The following is a 12,791-nucleotide window of genomic DNA, read 5'->3' as shown; positions in this document are numbered from 1 at the left end:
GTGGGTGGCGGGAAGATGTGGGTGGGCGGGGGCGCTGGTCAGTGGTGTGACCGGTTTGTGGGTGCTGGCGGCCGCTGTTGGATGTGCCGTCGGGTTGGCGGTGCTCGTCCGGCTGCGGGACGGGCGGTTCCGGGTGGCCCGTCCGGGCCCGCCGGCGCCTGCGGTGGTGCCCGGCAGGGCCGCGGCGGATGCCACCGGGGCTGCTTCGGCCCGGCCGGTCGGTAACGACGTGAGCGACGGCAGCGGCGGGAAAAACAACAATGGGAAAAACAAGGTGACGGACGGCGACGAAGCGCCGGTCCACCATGACGGGACTCGTCTCGACGATGCAGGTCCGGACGATGCAGGTCCGGACGATGCAGGTCCGCTGCCCGCGGTGGACGCCGAACTCGTCGCGCTCGGGGTGACTCCCGGGACGCGGGTCACGCTGGTGCAGTTCTCCACCGCGTTCTGCGCGCCCTGCCGGGCGACCCGGCGGATTCTCGCGGACGTCGCCGGCAGCGTCCCGGGCGTGCGGCATGTGGAGGTCGATGCCGAATCCCATCTTGAACTGGTCAGACGGCTGCGGATCCGGCGCACTCCGACCGTCCTGGTCCTTGACTCGCGGGCCCGTGAGGTCTGCCGGGCCAGTGGTGCCCCACCAGGGCGAGCGGCTGTTCTCGCGGCGCTGGAGCTGGCGGTTGGTGGGTCGCGCGGGCGGGATCCGGGGGCGGCGCCGGACAATACCATGATCGATATGTCCGATCGACCCGATTGGCCGTCGGATCAATAACACATCCGTCATGTTCGCTGCTACGGTCAGGGGGTTATGTTCTCCACCGAGCTCGTCCGGCGCCGCACGGTCGATCTGTGCCGTGTGCGTAGCTCGCTGTGTCCATTTTCCTGAACCGTGCGTTGATGCCGTCCGCCGTCGGCGGGCCTGCCCGTCAGGAGATGAGCTCGTGGTCGACCCAAGAGGTCCCAGGTTCAGCGCGGCTGTCACCAGCGTCGTCCTCACGGTCGTGTTGCTGACCGCGAATGGCTGGTTGCTCCTCGCGCAGACCGTGGTATTTCTGACAGGTGCGGTGATCGGCGTCCGTCGTGCTCCGTACGGGGTGCTGTACCGGACGCTGGTTCAGCCTCGGCTGGGGCCGCCGGCCGAGTTGGAGGACGACCAGCCACCGCGTTTCGCGCAGGCGGTCGGGGCGGTGTTCGGCGTGCTGGGTACGGTCGGCTTTCTCGCCGACGTCCCCGCGTTGGGGTACGTGGCCACGGCGTTCGCGTTTGTCGCGGCGTTCCTGAATGCCACGATCGGTTTTTGCCTCGGTTGCCAGATATATCTCGCCATACGTTCTGTGAAAGGAGCGCAAGCATGAGTCGCGCCAACGCGCTTGTCGATGCCGCCTGGGTCGAGGCACATCTGAACGATCCCAAGGTTGTCCTGGTCGAGGTCGACGAGGATGTCTCCGCATACGACAAGGGGCACATCCGCGGCGCGGTCCGGCTCGACTGGAAGTCAGAGCTGCAGGACCCGGTGATCCGTGACTTCGTCAACAAGGAGCAGTTCGAGAAGCTGCTGTCCAGCAAGGGCATCTCGAACGATGAGACCGTCGTTCTCTACGGCGGCAACAACAACTGGTTCGCCGCCTACGCCTACTGGTATTTCAAGCTCTACGGGCACGCCGAGGTCCGGCTGCTCGACGGTGGCCGGAAGAAGTGGGAGCTCGACAGCCGTGAGCTGACCGAGGAACTCCCGAACCGGCCGGCGACCCAGTACGTCGCCAAGGACGCCCGCACCGACATTCGGGCCTTCCGGGACGAGGTCGTCTCCGCGATCGGCTCGAGGAACCTTGTCGACGTCCGTTCGCCCGACGAGTTCGCCGGCCGGCTGCTCGCCCCGGCCCACCTTCCTCAGGAGCAGTCGCAGCGCGCCGGGCACATCCCCACCGCGAAGAACATCCCCTGGGCGAAGGCCGCGAACGAGGACGGCACCTTCAAGTCGAACGAGGAGCTGACCGCCCTGTATGCGGAGGCCGGGGTGGACCTGAGCCAGGACACCATTGCCTACTGCCGCATCGGCGAGCGCTCGGCCCACACCTGGTTCGCCCTGCACGAGCTGCTGGACCTGCCGAACGTCAAGAACTACGACGGCTCCTGGACCGAGTACGGTTCACTGGTCGGCGTCCCGATCGAGAAGGACGCATAGGACCATGTGTGGCGCGACCCGTGGCGGACCCTCGCTGGAAGGAATTGACGTGGCAAAGGAAACTGTCATCCAGGGCGTCGTACTGAAGGACGGTTCGCCGGTCGCTTCAGGTTATGCCCGCCTGCTCGACGAGGGTGGCGACTTCACCGCCGAGGTTCCGCTGTCGGCGACCGGGCAGTTCCGTTTCTTCGCCCGGCCGGGCTCGTGGACCGTCCGGGCGCTCGTCCCGGGCGCGTCCGGCGAGCGGAAGGTCGTCGCCCGCCAGGGCGAGCCCGTCGACGCCGAGATCGAGGTCGCGGCATAGGGAGCCCCTTGAGACGGGGATCCCGGGACCGGGCCGGATAGTTCCGGTCCGTCCCAGGTGGGCCTTTTCGGGAGTCCGGAGAACTTCCGGGCATCCTGAAAAGGCCCATCTTCGTGTTTTGTGGGGGCTGTCCCGACGCGGGGCGGATTTCGTGGGGCTCAGGAACTGCCGGCCCGGGGCGCGGGAACACCGTGGTACGCGGGTGCCACCCGAGTGGGCACGGCAAACGACATCGGGCCGACGGTGTAGTTGTGCAGGTCGTTGTCGGTCGCGAACAGCGCGGCGGAGCTCCGGTCCGGAAATGGTGCGACGACGCGCCGGACTGTCCGCTGCGCGGTGCCGTCGAACTGGACAACTGCGTACAGAACCTCGGGTTCGTGCATCACACAACCACCAAACCGCATCCTCTCGGCGCCGTGAAGGAGCCGCATCGTGTGCCGTGCGTGGTCTGCTGTTGCAGGAGCGGTTGCGGAGCTTGCGTACGACACCACCTACAGTCCTGTTGACTGGCTACTCACAGTTCCTCGGGTGTTCCTCGGGTGTCCCGTGGGACAGCCGAGGAACACGGAACGGACCGAATGGCCGCCCGCCGTGACGGCCGTCGCCCGCGGGCGGGCCGTTGCCTGCCGTCGGTGGCCGTCTCCAGGCTGGGGCCGTCCCGCGGCTGGTGGGTACGGCCATCGGCGGCGGACGGCCGTCAGTAGACGAGAGCCCGCGCCCCGTCGGCGAGCACCTCGGAGACGAAGACCGCCGCGCCGGCGATGCGTATCCCGGGGAGCACGTCGTCGGGGCCGATGGCCCGTCGTGCCGCGCACTGGGTGCACAGCGTCACGCGCCCGCCGGACAGGATGGCGTCCAGCAGTTCGGTCAGCGGGGTCGACTCGGGCAGCGCGAACTCGGCGGCACGCCCGGGCAGAGCGAACCAGGCCGACTCGCCGGTGAGCCACAGGGAGACGTCCGCGCCGCTTGCGAGCCCTACCGCGGCGACCGTGAACGCCTGTGAGCACCGCTCCGGCGCGTCCGCACCCGCGGTGGCCTTGATGACCAGTGAAGCTGTCATGGCTGTCAGTCTGCACCGGGCGGTCCGTACCGGTTGTCCGGCCCGGCCCGTACGGTTGCCCTGGCAGAGCGCGGTTGCCCTGGCAGGGCCCGGCGCCCGCCGTCGCAGGGCCCCGCGCCCGGCGCCGGAAGGTCCGGCTTCGCAGGGGCCGGACGGCTTGGCCGATGTCACACAGCTACCGCCAGCGGGGCGGGAAGAGGGCGGTCAAGGCTAAGCTGGTCCCGTGCTGGAAATATTTTTCACCGCTTTGTTGATCCTTGTAGCGGTGCTCATCGGGTGGTTCTCCGTCTACGCGGTGTACAAGCTGTACTCGGGCCAGCGTTGAGCGTCCCGGCCGTACCCGCACCCGTACCCGTGCGCACCGCTGGCGTGTGGACGTGACCGTGCGGCCCGGGCCGGTGGTCGACCTGCACCCGAGCCTGCTGCCGATCGCCTTCCTGCTGGGCACCTGGCGGGGCGAGGGCGTCGGCGGCTACGAGGGGATGGACGCCTTCCGTTACGGCCAGGAGGTCGTCTTTTTCGGCACCGGGCGTCCCGCCCTGTCCTACACGTCCCATACCTGGTGGATCAGTGAGCCCCGGGACGGGCGCAGCGAGGGCAGCCCGCTGGCGACCGAGACCGGTTTCTGGCGGGTGCAGCCCGGGGAGGGCGACGGGCCGCCCACGGTCGAGGTCATGCTCGCCCATCCCTTCGGGATCAGCGAGATCTACGTCGGGGACGTCGTCGGGACGCGGGTGGAACTGCGTTCCAACGTCGTGATCCGGACCGCCACCGCGCGTCGGGTGGACCGCTCCCAACGGCTGTACGGCCTCGTCGAAGGTGATCTTGCCTATGCCATCGACATGGCGGCCGAGGGCAAGCCGTTGCAGTCACACCTGTCCGCCCGGCTCCAGCGGGTATCGGCTGCTGACCGACCGTAGCCTTCTTGGTCCGCTCGGCGTGTCCGACCGGTTCCAGCTCGGCGCTGACCGGCTCGGCCGCGGCTGCCCCGGCTGGCCTGGCCGAGCCGGTCAGCGGCCGGGCCTGGCCCGGGCCGCCAGCCAGCTGCCGGGGCCGGCTCAGGCGCGCATCCGGGAGCCGTTTTCGGCGGCGACCCGGGCGCGCCAGGCCTTCTCCCGCGCGATGGCGCCGGCGAACCCGAGAGCGACCGCCGGATCGAAGTTCTCGTCCGAATAGGTGCGGGTGCATCCGAGCACTCGGTCGATCTCGTCGGCGGTGACCGCCGCCAGCGGAAGCTGGCCGGTGAGGTAGACGTCGCCGGCGAGATCCACCGAGAAGTGCACACCGTAGGTCTTCGCGTTGCGCCCGAGCAGGAAAGCGTATGTGCCCGCCTCGTTCTCGGCGGGCCTGCGCATGAAGAACGCCTCGATGAGCAGCGTGTGGTCCCCTACCACCAGCCAGGTCATCGTCCTCAGCCGGTGCTCGCCCTCCAGGGTGGCGAGGAACGATCCCTCGCTCACCCGTTCGTAGGGCAGGCCCAACTCCGTCAGGGCGTCGTCGATCAGGCGGTCGAGGCGTGCCCGTTCGGCACTGTCGACAGGTACTGACACCGGTTCCCACCTCCACCATGATCCTCATGGGTCGGACGGCTGGATCACTGCCGTGGCCACCGGAGACTTTCCAGGCCGCGGCCGACGGCGGCCGGACGCGCGGGCGTCAGGCCGTTGCCGGGACGGTAACCGGTGTCGCAGCGTTACGGTAACCGGTGAGAACGCCGCGTGCTGTCGCGGACCAGCCGAACTCCGCCGCCCGCGCGACCGCCCCGGCGGCCAGGCGCCGGCGCCGGCACGGCTGGCCGATCACCTGGGCCAGGGCGTCGGCGTAGGCGGCCGGGTCGCGCTCCGCCACCAGGATGCCGGAGATGTCGTGCTGGACCGCCGTCCGCAGCCCGCCGACCGCGGCCGCGACGACCGGTGTCCCGCAGGCCTGGGCCTCCAGCGCGACCAGGCCGAAACTCTCGCTGTGGCTGGGCACCACGACCAGGTTCGCGGCCCGGTACCAGTCGGCGAGTTCCGACTGTGGCACCGGCGGCTGTAACCGGACGATGTCGGAGATGCCGAGCTCGGCCGCGAGCTTCACCAGCGCGTCCGGACGGTCCAGGCCGGACCCGCTGGGACCGCCGACCACCGCGACGAGCAGGCGGTCACGCAGCGCCGGTTCACGCGCCAGCAGGTGCGCGGTGGCGTGCAGCAGCATGTCGGGCGCCTTCAGCGGCTGGATACGCCCCACGAACAACAGCACCAGCGCGTCCGGCAGGACACCGACGCGGCCGCGGGCCGCCGCCACGTCCCCGGGGCGGAACACCTCCAGGTCGACGCCGGGTGCCACCACGTCGACCAGTTCGGGGGCAGCACCGTAGAGATCGACCAGGTGGCGCCGCTCGTCCTCGGTGGACGCGATCAGTCGGTTCGAGCCGTCGACGACGTCCTGCTCGCCGGCGATGCGGTGCGGTGGATCAGGGCGGTCGCCGTCGGCGAGCGCGCTGTTCTTCACCTTCGCCAGCGTGTGGGCGGTGTGTACCAGCGGGACGGCCCATCTGCGCGCGACCGCGAGCCCGACCTGGCCGGAAAGCCAGTAGTGCGAGTGGATGACGTCGAACCAGCCGGGTTCGTGCGCGGCCTCGACCCGCAGCACGGCCGCGGTGAAGGCGCACAGCCAGGTGGGCAGGTCCTCCCGGCCGACGTCCTCGAACGGCCCGGCGGCGACATGGCGCACCATGACCCCCGGCGCGAGGGCGACCTTCGGCGGCATCCTGCTGCTGGTGGCCCGGGTGAAGATCTCCACTTCGGTGCCGAGCAGGGCCAGCTGTCGGGACAGCTCCACCACGTAAACGTTCATGCCGCCGGCATCGCCGGTACCCGGCTGCTCCAGCGGCGACGTGTGCATCGACAGCATGGCGACCCGACGAGGGAAGCCCGACCGGACCCGACGCACCAACCACCTCCACACCGATCCGGGCTCACCGACCACTGGATGGCCCGATCCTGCGAACAACCGATCCAAGGGCCGCATGCCCGGCGCCGGCTGCCCCGGATCCGGCTGGCCGCGCCCGCGCCTGCCTGCCGACCGCGCTGGGTAACCGCGGTCGCGGCCCGTCACCGGATGCCACCATCCGGATCCGCCGGCCCTGTCCTGCCGACATCCGCCATTACGTTCCGTTATGGGCTCTTTCCCGGCGGGCACCCGGATTCATCCTGCCAGTGGCGCGGCGAACCGGCGATTGGGTGACAGGTGAGATTCACCTGTTTTTCTGCCTCCGGCCCTGGACATCGAACCGGGAACGCCTGATACGGCCGGCCGCCAGAGCCCTCCGAGGCGGATCGTCGATCGCGCGGATCGGCGCCGCTCGGGGCACGATGCCCGCGGAGGGCACGGATGCCCGCGGGGAGAGGCGGCCGGGCCGGTTCTGCGATCGTGGATGCGTGTCAGGTACCTCCCCCGCCCGCCGCCGCGAGCCGCGGCTGGCCGCGGGCCGCGCCAGAACGCTGGGGCTCGCCACCCGTGGGACGACCGCTCCCAACCGCCTGCGCCGGGTCGATCGTTGGATCGTCGGGACACAGGCGGCCCGGTTACGCGCCGCCGCCAGCCCGCTTGTCGTCGACCTCGGATACGGCTCGTCGCCGGTCACCACGGTGGAGCTCTACCAGCGGCTGAGCCGCCTGCGGCCCGACGTCCGGGTCGTTGGCCTGGAGATCGACCGGGATCGGGTCGCCGCGGCGGCCCCGGCCGCGCGTCCGCCGGGGCTGGTTTTCGCCCGTGGCGGCTTCGAACTCGCTGGGCTGCGCCCGGTGCTGGTCCGCGCGATGAACGTGCTGCGCCAGTACGAGGAGGCGGCTGTCGCCCCGGCCTGGGCGGCGATGCTCGAGCGCATCGCGCCCGGCGGCCTGCTGGTCGAGGGCACCTGCGACGAGATCGGCCGGCGTGCCTGCTGGTTCGCCGTCGACCGCCCGCCCGAGGCGCCGTCGGAAGTGCCCGGGGCGCCCGGCGGACCTGTCGGGACGCCGCGGCCGCGGCCGCGGCACCAGGGCCGCACGCTCACCCTGGCCGCGCACCTGCCGAGCCTCGCGCGTCCGTCTGAGCTGGCCGAGCGGCTGCCCAAGTCGTTGATCGCCCACAACGTTCCCGGCGAGGACGTGCACACGCTGCTGGCCGCGTTCGACGACGCCTGGCGGCGCGGCGCGCCGCGGGCCGTGTTCGGGCCGCGGCAGCGCTGGACAGCCGCGGTCGAGTCCCTGCGGGCGGACGGGTGGCCCGTGCGGGGCACCCGTCCGCGATGGCGGCTGGGCGAGGTCACCTTCGCCTGGCCGCCGGTACGGGCGGACGCGGACATCACCGTCACCGCCCCCGGCGGCAGGGGCGGACACGACGGGTAAGGTCCGGGACGGCCCGCCGCTCAGGCGCCCGGCCGCCGGGACGGCGCGATCTTGTCGAGGACGGCGAGGTCGTCGGCGCGCGGCTGCCACTCGCTGGCCGCGACGTTCGCCCGGACCTGCTCCGCCGTCGTCGCCCCGGCGATCACGGACGCGACCGCGGGCTGCGCGGCCAGGCCACCGATCGCCACGTCCAGCAGCGAGCGGCCGCGTTCCCGGCCAAAGGTTTCCAGGGCTTCGACCTGGTCGAAGACCTCGTCGGTGAGTTCGTCCTGGCGGCCGGCCAGCCGGGTGCCAGGCGGGGGCTGCTCGTCCCGGAAGTACTTGCCGGTGAGGATGCCGTTCGCGAGGGGGAAGTACGGCAGAATGCCGATGCCGTACTTTTGCGCGGCCGGGACGAGTTCGGCCTCGATGCCACGCTCCAGCAGGTTGTAGTGGTTCTGGGCCGAGATGAAGCGGGTCGTGCTGGAGGCGCGCGCGGTCCATTCGGCGTCGGCGACCTGCCAGGCCGCGAGATTCGACGAACCCACGTAGCGCACCTTGCCCTCGCGCACTATCTCGTCGAGAGCGGCCAGCGTCTCCTCGATCGGGGTGAACGCGTCCGGGCTGTGCAGCTGGAAAAGATCTATGTAGTCGGTCTGCAGCCGGCGCAGCGATCCTTCCACGGCTTTACGGATGTACCGGCGCGAGGCGCGGGCGTTGAAGTCGGGCCCATACACCCCACCCATGTCGTTGCCGAACTTGGTGGCGAGAACCACCTCGTCGCGCCGGGTCCGCAGGATATGGCCGAGCAGGGTCTCCGAACCACCCTTGTTGCCATATGTGTCCGCTGTGTCGAACAGGGTGATGCCGTTGTCGAGCGCGGCCGTGACGACGGCCCGGGTGCCCTCGAGGTCGACCCGCGAGCCGAAGTTGTTGCAGCCGAGACCGACGACAGATACCAGTAGGCCGGAAGATCCCAGTGGGCGATATCTCATATCATCAGTACAACACGACATACCATGAACCCCGGGCGCCAGGTACCAGGATTCTCCGCAGGTCATGATCACAGGACTGGGTCGGTGGTGTCTGGTTGTTCTTTTCGAGTGGCGGCGAAGTCGCCGTCGTGAGACCGAACGGCCAGGCCTGCGCCCAGGCCGTTCGGTCAGTCGGACTGCGCGGTGCCGCTCTTCTTCTCGGCGCTGTCCGCGGACTTCGTCGTGGCCGAGGAGCGCACCGCCCGGGCCCGGCTGACCACGTTGCGAGTCCGGGTCACGGCCTCCTCGGTCGTCGGGTTCTGGCGGATACGGGCAACGCGCTTCTCACCGCGGTCGGCGAAGTTGCTGTAGAGCGAGCTTGCGCGTCCCTGCAGGTCGGAAAGCTGGGAACTCACCGACGTGGGCAGGGAGGTGACAGCGGTCTGCACGTTGGCCGGAAGCCGCTGGGCGTGGACGGAGAGGCCGTTGACCCGGCTGGAGAACTTCTTGATCTCGTCGGCGTAGACGGTGGGGATGCTCCGGATCTTCTCCACCGCGGCGTCCGCGGCACCCACATAGGCGTACAGGGGCTTGCGGACCTCCGACAGCGGGATCTTGACGTCGGCCGAGGCCTCGACGGTGTCGCCCGACTTGTCGGCGCTGGTTCGGATGGTGGCCATTGCTACCTCCAGTTTTGTGGCTCAGTTTTGTGGCTCAGTTGGTGGCTCGATCTGTGACTGTGACACGCCTGTCGAATGTTGTTTCGTTGTTATTTTGTTGATGACGAGGTGTCGTCCGGCGGCTCGTGTGCGGCGGCTCCGTTGGTAGCCGCGGTGGTGCGGGTGGCTCGGCCGGTGGCTCGGCCGGCCTTCGGGGCAGCATCCCCACTGCCCCCGTCGGCCTTGCCGGTACCGCCGGTGGCCGCTGTCGTACGTGGCCGTCGGGTCGCCGTTGTCCGCTTCGGGGCGGCGTCGGAGGCGCCGGGTGCGCGCGGGGTGGGCGTGGCCGCCGCTCGGGTGGCCCCGGTGGCCCGACGGGTGGCGCCAGCCGGCTTTGCCTCGGTGGCCGTGGTCGCGGTAGCCGACGCGGGGCTGGTGGGCGCGGTGGAGCCGGTGGACGCGGAGCCGGTGAGGGCCGTCTTCGTCGCGGGCGGGGAGGCTGACGCGGGCGGGGAGGCTGATATGCCCTGCCGCAGGCCGTCCGGCAGGGCGGGGCGGCCGGTCAGCCCGTATACGGCGTTCTCCTTCCGGAACGCGTCGTAGATCTCGACGATGACCTGCTTCTGCCGTTCGGTGAGCGTCGAGTCGGCGAGAACCGCCGCGGTCACATCGCTGTCCGACGCCCGTTCGTCGAGAATGCCGGCCTGCACGTACAGCACTTCCGCGGAGATCCGGAGCGCCTTGGCGATCTGTTGCAGAATCTCCGCGGACGGCTTGCGCAGGCCGCGCTCGATCTGACTCAGATAGGGATTGCTGACGCCGGCCTGCCGGGCGAGCTGACGAACCGAGATATGTGCGGCCTTGCGCTGGTCCCGGATGAAGTCTCCGAGATCGCGTACGTTCAGGGGCGGCACGTTCAGTGTCGGCCTCCTCTCCTTGGGGGTATGCGCCGGTGCGCTGGGTGGATCATGTTTGCCGGATGGGCTTCACCGGGTGAGCCATGCGCACGGTCACGGGACCCGCTGTGTCGCTGAACCGATGGTTCGCAGCGTACGTCCAGATGCTAGCTGTGGCAAGCGTTTGGCAAGCATCCTGGAATGCTTGGGACGCCTTCGTCCGGGCCGACCCTGGCGGTTTCTGTGCGTCCGTCGCGTACGGATACGCGCACGCGGAAATTCAATGTGTATTCGCTGTATTAACGATGTTGCAGATGCGCTAAACGCGGCGAACACTATGAGTATGCATATATGTATAAATCGTTACGAAACGCTTCGTTTAGCCATACTTCAATCACTGAAGGTAGTCAAAATAATCCGTATGGTCATGCATCAGCGAGTTGTTGATCGGAGCTGCTGATCGGCAGCCGGCCGGTGGTGGTCAGTCGGTTGCCTGCCGGTCCCGCTGGTCAGCGGGTCGCATGTGCTAGCCACTCGCGCTGTGTTGCTAGCGCCGACTCGGTCTCGGCCACCTCGTCCGTGCGTCCGTGAGCTCGAGCACGTTCCAGCCGCGCCTCCAGTTTGGCGACCGACTCCCGCAGCGTCACCACGAACGGGGACTCGACGGACTCCTGCCGGCGCCACCGGGCATCGGACGCGGACCGGATGCGGTCACTGACTGCGGACAGCCGTCGTTCGAGGTCGCTGACGGCGTCCCGAGGCACCTTCCCGATGAGGTCCCACTGTTCCTCGATCTGTCGCAGCCTGCGCAGTGCCTGGTCGGGCCGGGCGAGGTCGAGCGCGGCAGCCTCGGCGAGCAGTTGCTCCTTGGCGGCCTGGCTCACCCGCAGATGCGCGTCCCGCTCGGCGTTGGCGGCGTTGCGCCGGGTGAAGAAGGTGTCCTGCGCGGCGCGGAAACGGGCCCACAGCGCGTCCTCGACGTCCCTGGGCGCACGCCCGGCCGACTTCCACTGGTTCATCAGCGTTCGGTACTGGGCGCTCGTGGCCGACCATTCGGTGGAGTCGACGAGCGCCTCGGCCTCGGTCACGATCGCTTCCTTGCGCTGCCTGGACTGGGCTCGCTGCTGGTCGAGCGCGGCGAAGTGAGCGGTCCGGCGCTGGTTGAACTCCTCGCGCGCGGTGGTGACCCGCTTCCACAGGTCGGCGTCGGTGCGGCGGTCCACCCCCGTGATCGCCCGGAAGTCGACGGCGATCGAACGGAACCGCTCTCCGACGGCCTTCCAGTCGGAGCTGCGGGCGAGGCGCTCGCTCTCGGCGACGAGCGCCTCCTTCGCCTCCACCGCGGCGGCGGCCCGCTGGGCGCGCTCGGCCTCTCGCTGCGCGGTACGTTCGCCGACCGCGTCCAGCACCGATCCCAGGCGTCCGGTGAGCGCGTCCAGATCACCGACCACCGCCGCGGTGCCGAGGGAGGCCAGCAGCCGCCGCGCGCTCGCGGCAAGACCCGTCAGGTCGGCGCTGGGGACGGTCAACCGCTGTTCCAGCAGCGCGACTTCGGCGGCCAGATCGTCGTAGCGCCGGGCGAAGTGGGCAAAGCCCTCCGCCGGGGAGCCTGCCCGCCAGGAGCCGACGGGGCGCTCACCCGCGGTCGTGCGTACGTACACGGTGCCGTCGTCGCCGACACGCCCCCATTCGGAGCTGTTGCGCTCGCTCATCGTGGTCCCGAAGATCGGCGTCAGGTCAGGTGCCATTCTTACAGGGATCGCGCGGATGGGGCACATTCTGCTGGCCGCCGGCAAGCCGAGGAGGCGCTGGCGGGCGTCGGGGCCGGGCGTCGGGCATCGTCCTGGTGGGGGCGCCGGACGACCGGGTCCTCTCCGGTCGCCCCGGTGCCCGTCCCCGGTGCCGGGCCGTGGCGCGTGCCCACCGCGCCCACCGCGCTGTTTCCAGCGCCGCTTCGATGGCGGGCGGAACGCTTCCACGGCGGAAGTCGCACCCCGGACGGAATCGCGGCCGGCGGATTTCCGATGTGCGTTCCCCAACATTGTCGGAAATACGACAGCAGGCTGCTGGCCGGAAATCCCGTGTCAACCACGGTTTTTCTGAGCGGGCCGTCACGCGTGTGGCCGCGGTGACATGCCCCGGTCGTACACAGATGTTCTTCTGACCGCCAGGATTCCAGCCGTGTACCGAGCAGATGAGACCCGCCCGGGGACGCCGGCAGGAGCGCCTGCCGGCGGTCGCGCCCCTGGGCGGCCGGCGGCCGGCGAGCCTTCCAGGCGTTGTCATGCGCGGTGTTCCGTGCGGCCGACGGCGGTGCCGGTGCCCGGGGCGTGTGCCCGCGACGGCGCCCGGTGCCGGGCC

At 70.0% G+C, this 12,791-nt stretch carries 14 protein-coding genes; 6 read left to right on the top strand and 8 right to left on the bottom strand.

What is annotated here, in order from left to right; genetic code table 11:
• From CM1CMNOD_RS19130 to CM1CMNOD_RS19115, 4 genes are all read left to right on the top strand, one after another.
• Positions 1-772: thioredoxin family protein (locus tag CM1CMNOD_RS19130; RefSeq protein WP_347403401.1), on the top strand; the 772-nt coding region annotated here is incomplete at its 5' end.
• Positions 773-941: 169 nt separating this feature from the next.
• Entirely contained in the window at positions 942-1,355 is a 414-nt protein-coding gene (locus CM1CMNOD_RS19125; RefSeq protein ID WP_013875234.1) for a DUF4395 domain-containing protein, read from the top strand.
• Complete coding sequence (locus CM1CMNOD_RS19120; RefSeq protein WP_013875233.1) at positions 1,352-2,185, top strand: sulfurtransferase; 834 nt, start codon at positions 1,352-1,354, stop codon at positions 2,183-2,185. Before CM1CMNOD_RS19125 ends, CM1CMNOD_RS19120 begins: the two co-directional genes overlap by 4 nt.
• A gap of 4 nt (positions 2,186-2,189) precedes the next feature.
• Positions 2,190-2,489, top strand: coding sequence for a DUF1416 domain-containing protein (locus tag CM1CMNOD_RS19115; protein ID WP_013875232.1), 300 nt, complete (start codon positions 2,190-2,192; stop codon positions 2,487-2,489).
• 158 nt (positions 2,490-2,647) lie between these two features.
• On the opposite strand, the gene CM1CMNOD_RS19110 is transcribed toward CM1CMNOD_RS19115, so the two are convergent.
• Together CM1CMNOD_RS19110 and CM1CMNOD_RS19105 are read right to left on the bottom strand one after the other, a co-directional pair.
• Entirely contained in the window at positions 2,648-2,872 is a 225-nt protein-coding gene (locus tag CM1CMNOD_RS19110; protein WP_013875231.1) for a hypothetical protein, read from the bottom strand.
• Positions 2,873-3,186: 314 nt separating this feature from the next.
• Complete coding sequence (locus CM1CMNOD_RS19105) at positions 3,187-3,549, bottom strand: DsrE family protein (RefSeq protein ID WP_013875230.1); 363 nt, start codon at positions 3,547-3,549, stop codon at positions 3,187-3,189.
• 383 nt (positions 3,550-3,932) lie between these two features.
• Here CM1CMNOD_RS19105 and CM1CMNOD_RS19100 point away from each other — a divergent pair, with 383 nt between their 5' ends.
• Positions 3,933-4,469, top strand: a complete 537-nt coding sequence (locus tag CM1CMNOD_RS19100) for an FABP family protein (protein WP_013875228.1) — start codon at positions 3,933-3,935, stop codon at positions 4,467-4,469.
• Between the two features lie 138 nt (positions 4,470-4,607).
• Here the strand turns inward: CM1CMNOD_RS19100 and CM1CMNOD_RS19095 are convergent, their stop codons facing one another.
• Both CM1CMNOD_RS19095 and mshA read right to left on the bottom strand, forming a co-directional pair.
• Positions 4,608-5,099 carry a YbjN domain-containing protein gene (locus CM1CMNOD_RS19095; protein WP_013875227.1) on the bottom strand — a complete coding sequence of 164 codons (492 nt, stop codon included), beginning with the start codon at positions 5,097-5,099 and terminating at the stop codon, positions 4,608-4,610.
• 106 nt (positions 5,100-5,205) lie between these two features.
• Positions 5,206-6,444 carry a D-inositol-3-phosphate glycosyltransferase gene (gene mshA / locus CM1CMNOD_RS19090; RefSeq protein ID WP_237703163.1) on the bottom strand — a complete coding sequence of 413 codons (1,239 nt, stop codon included), beginning with the start codon at positions 6,442-6,444 and terminating at the stop codon, positions 5,206-5,208.
• Between the two features lie 527 nt (positions 6,445-6,971).
• Here mshA and CM1CMNOD_RS19085 point away from each other — a divergent pair.
• Entirely contained in the window at positions 6,972-7,922 is a 951-nt protein-coding gene (locus CM1CMNOD_RS19085; protein ID WP_043604095.1) for a hypothetical protein, read from the top strand.
• Positions 7,923-7,942: 20 nt separating this feature from the next.
• On the opposite strand, the gene CM1CMNOD_RS19080 is transcribed toward CM1CMNOD_RS19085, so the two are convergent.
• The 4 genes from CM1CMNOD_RS19080 to CM1CMNOD_RS19065 form a co-directional block, all read right to left on the bottom strand.
• Positions 7,943-8,896, bottom strand: coding sequence for an aldo/keto reductase (locus CM1CMNOD_RS19080; protein WP_013875224.1), 954 nt, complete (start codon positions 8,894-8,896; stop codon positions 7,943-7,945).
• A 167-nt stretch (positions 8,897-9,063) separates the two neighbouring features.
• On the bottom strand, positions 9,064-9,555 hold the full coding sequence (locus CM1CMNOD_RS19075; protein ID WP_013875223.1) for a hypothetical protein: 492 nt from the start codon (positions 9,553-9,555) through the stop codon (positions 9,064-9,066).
• An 89-nt stretch (positions 9,556-9,644) separates the two neighbouring features.
• The gene (locus CM1CMNOD_RS23740; RefSeq protein ID WP_013875222.1) at positions 9,645-10,448 is read right to left on the bottom strand and encodes a helix-turn-helix domain-containing protein; all 804 of its coding nucleotides are present in this window, start codon (positions 10,446-10,448) and stop codon (positions 9,645-9,647) included.
• A 491-nt stretch (positions 10,449-10,939) separates the two neighbouring features.
• Complete coding sequence (locus CM1CMNOD_RS19065; RefSeq protein ID WP_050803596.1) at positions 10,940-12,178, bottom strand: DUF349 domain-containing protein; 1,239 nt, start codon at positions 12,176-12,178, stop codon at positions 10,940-10,942.
• Positions 12,179-12,791 lie beyond the last annotated feature (613 nt).

The organism is Protofrankia symbiont of Coriaria myrtifolia, assembly GCF_900634755.1.
Classification (GTDB): Bacteria; Actinomycetota; Actinomycetes; order Frankiales; family Frankiaceae; genus Protofrankia; species Protofrankia coriariae.
The sequence above is the reverse complement of the archived record's forward strand: the minus strand, read 5'-3'. Positions and strand labels throughout refer to the sequence as shown.

Excerpts from the sequence above, each read along its gene's own strand:
- CM1CMNOD_RS19080 (WP_013875224.1), bottom strand. The coding sequence starts at position 8,896 with ATGAGATATCGCCCACTGGGATCTTCCGGCCTACTGGTATCTGTCGTC.
- CM1CMNOD_RS19120 (WP_013875233.1), top strand. The coding sequence starts at position 1,352 with ATGAGTCGCGCCAACGCGCTTGTCGATGCCGCCTGGGTCGAGGCACAT.
- CM1CMNOD_RS19105 (WP_013875230.1), bottom strand. The coding sequence starts at position 3,549 with ATGACAGCTTCACTGGTCATCAAGGCCACCGCGGGTGCGGACGCGCCG.
- CM1CMNOD_RS19075 (WP_013875223.1), bottom strand. The coding sequence starts at position 9,555 with ATGGCCACCATCCGAACCAGCGCCGACAAGTCGGGCGACACCGTCGAG.
- CM1CMNOD_RS19065 (WP_050803596.1), bottom strand. The coding sequence starts at position 12,178 with ATGGCACCTGACCTGACGCCGATCTTCGGGACCACGATGAGCGAGCGC.
- CM1CMNOD_RS19110 (WP_013875231.1), bottom strand. The coding sequence starts at position 2,872 with ATGCACGAACCCGAGGTTCTGTACGCAGTTGTCCAGTTCGACGGCACC.
- CM1CMNOD_RS19115 (WP_013875232.1), top strand. The coding sequence starts at position 2,190 with ATGTGTGGCGCGACCCGTGGCGGACCCTCGCTGGAAGGAATTGACGTG.
- mshA (WP_237703163.1), bottom strand. The coding sequence starts at position 6,444 with ATGCTGTCGATGCACACGTCGCCGCTGGAGCAGCCGGGTACCGGCGAT.